This is a genomic window from Citrobacter sp. Igbk 17 (assembly GCF_028069775.1).
Taxonomy (GTDB): domain Bacteria; phylum Pseudomonadota; class Gammaproteobacteria; order Enterobacterales; family Enterobacteriaceae; genus Citrobacter.
In genome coordinates this window covers 1-447 of the sequence record NZ_JANEWI010000097.1, presented here as the reverse complement: position 1 = coordinate 447, position 447 = coordinate 1, and the positions used below count along the sequence as shown (strand labels likewise).

The 447-nt window shown below is 51.7% G+C and carries 1 pseudogene; it reads left to right on the top strand.

Annotation, left to right across the window (positions count from 1 at the left end):
• Position 1 precedes the first annotated feature (1 nt).
• Positions 2-447, top strand: a pseudogene (locus tag NNO08_RS22945) (tail fiber domain-containing protein); the annotation flags it as partial.

Sequence of the window (447 nt, the reverse complement as noted above, 5' to 3'; positions counted from 1 at the left end):
TATGTCAGCAGGAACACTCACCCTGACGAATAACTCTGCCCAGGTATCAGGGGCAGGGACTTCATTTACTACCGAACTCGCGGTAGGCGATTTTGTTGTTGCTACTGTAGGCGGCATCTCGTATACGCTCCCGGTCAAAACAATCGAAAGCAATACGGGGCTGACGCTGGCCAGTAACTTTACCGGTCCCACGCAATCGGGTGCAGCATGGTCAGCAGTTCCACGTGTGGCACAGAATATGGTTACTGCCGCGCTGGTGACCCAGAGCGCGGAGGCGCTTCGCGGCCTGAACTACGACAAACAGAACTGGCAGCAATTTTTCACTGCAGATGGTGATGTAACCATTACGCTCCCTGATACCAGCCAGACAACAGGACCATCAGCGAAAAAGTTAATAAACAGCGTCAGTGACAAGGCTAAAAAAGGGAACAACTCAGATATTACCAG